This is a genomic window from Mariniflexile aquimaris (genome assembly GCF_042676825.1).
Classification (GTDB): domain Bacteria; phylum Bacteroidota; class Bacteroidia; order Flavobacteriales; family Flavobacteriaceae; genus Mariniflexile; species Mariniflexile aquimaris.
The window spans coordinates 1-2,077 of record NZ_JBHTIB010000029.1 but is presented as its reverse complement, the minus strand read 5'-3'; the positions used below and the strand labels follow the sequence as shown (position 1 = coordinate 2,077).

3 protein-coding genes are annotated in these 2,077 nt (G+C 31.9%); all 3 read right to left on the bottom strand.

The window, feature by feature from the left end; translation table 11 throughout:
- Positions 1-119 precede the first annotated feature (119 nt).
- Positions 120-713 (bottom strand): hypothetical protein, encoded by a 594-nt coding sequence (locus tag ACFQ0I_RS16420; RefSeq protein ID WP_379944058.1) that lies wholly within the window; start codon positions 711-713, stop codon positions 120-122.
- Between the two features lie 165 nt (positions 714-878).
- Positions 879-1,604: a hypothetical protein gene (locus ACFQ0I_RS16415; RefSeq protein ID WP_379944057.1), complete on the bottom strand. Its 726-nt coding sequence runs from the start codon at positions 1,602-1,604 to the stop codon at positions 879-881.
- Between the two features lie 147 nt (positions 1,605-1,751).
- Positions 1,752-2,077, bottom strand: a 326-nt coding sequence (locus tag ACFQ0I_RS16410) for a hypothetical protein (RefSeq protein ID WP_379944056.1), incomplete at its 5' end; no start/stop codon positions are given.

Genomic DNA, 2,077 nt, shown 5'->3' with positions numbered 1-2,077 from the left:
AAGTTGCGTGTTTGCGTGCGAGGATTTTCCGAAGGAAAATCAGACGTAGCAAACGTGCAACAACCTTTGTTTTAGCCTAACACCAGCAATTTTTTATATACGGTGTTGTGGTGTCGTTTTTATTCATTTTCGCTTTCATTTGCAGGTGGTGGTGGCAAATATGGAACTACTTCCCAAAATGCAAAATTAAGTTCCAAATCAGTTTCTAGTTTATCGTATTCTTTTGTTATGTCAATTATAAATTTCTCAATTCCGTTTGTTTTTTCATTTCGTTCGGATTCTAAAATAATCAGAAAACTTTCAAGTTTTTCCGAATTCCGATAATATGAAAAATCCTCAGTCAGTTTTTTGCTTAATGAGTCAGTTAATATTTCTATAATAGTTTGCCACTCGTATGGTTTTCCTTTTCGGAAAGTAACATAGTGTTTTCCTTCTGGGTCAAAAATTATCGGTTCACAAAGTTCAGTCGGATATATATTGCGAATCAGATTTTTTTCTTTAATAACTAATTTTGGAATACTATCATTGCAGGTTATTTCACGAATTCTGTCAATGAGCTTTCCATAATTTTTAAATTCCGATAATTCAAGAGATACATTTAAACTTCCACTTTCGCTTTTTGGCAATCCATAATTCTTTATTTCAGTTTCTTGCTTTCCACAATTTGCCAAAAGCAGTATAATAATCAAATATTTGGCAAATTTTAAATTCATTTCTAGGGTTTGTTTAAATGCACCACAACGTTTATGTGTATGGAAAGTTGCGTGCTTGTGTGCGAGGATTTTCCGAAGGAAAATCAGATGCAGGCAAGCAAAGCAACTAACATTGGTTTAGTATAAAACTAGCAATTTTTTATACACGGTGTTAGGCACAGTATTTTAATATTTTTCTTTTTCTGGTATTTTTAAATTCATTAGAGAAATCAAATAATTACAAGCATTAAAAAAAGCCCCCTTACTGGGTGTCCAAGCACTTACAACTCTATAATTTGATTGATTAACACCTTCCATAATCCATTGAGAACCATCATCACCATAAGAACTATTACCTAACCTCATTTCCCAAAAATTTGCTTTTTCAATGAGTTGAGTGAATTTAATCCATTCTTTTTTGCTTAATATTTTTAGTCGAAAACACTCTATTTCACCAATGTTATTACCATATTCATCAGGTATACTTAATACTTTATAGAACATAATATAACTGTCATTTTTCTTTTCAAACCTAAATGTCATTGGTTTATGAAAAGACCTTAGCCAAGTAAATCTATAAATTTCTTTGTCAATTTTTTTATTAAATAACAAAGGTTCTTCCATTGCGTGAAGATATTTTGAAAAAAAATTCATAGTAAAATCTGCATAAGTACCTTCTATGATTTCTGACCTAATTATAGTCAAAGAATCGTTTACCTTAACCCAATCTGTTCTAACATAAGGAAACATTTCTAACGGAAAGTAAGGTTGGTTTAAATCTGTTGGAACATTTCGGTTATCAACTTTTATTGTTGAGTCAAAATATTTTTCAATCGCTTGACTAAATCCTATTTGGGATAGTAATAATGTCATAATACCAATTGATAATATTTGTCTCACGGTTTTGTTCATATTGTGCCTAACGTTTATGTGTAAGGAACGTTGCGTGTTTGAGTGCGAGGATTTTCCGAAGGAAAATCAGAAGCTAGCAAACAGGCAACGACCAAACGGCTTAACTAAAATAAGCAATGTTTTTTACACGGTGTTGGGCGTTCGTTTTTATTTAAATTTTGTCACTTTAATTTTATTATAATCAGTTCCTTTTTCGTCGATTGGTTTTCCAAAATATCTTGAAGTCAGTTTGAAAAAAGTTCGTACACCAATTTCCTGTTCTATTTCCGCTTTCATTTGCTTTTTGGTAAAGTCCTTGTCTGAAGATTGAAACTCTTTAAGTTCTTCAAGATAAAGTCCGAAAAGCGGGTCTTTCGGGATTTCCAATTCCTCTGGAAGTTTTTCTCCAAAATCAATTTTGATTTCCGTGTCAGCTCCATACCTAACTCGTTGACGTTTTCCATTTGAAATAATATTATAACCATAAAAGTCAG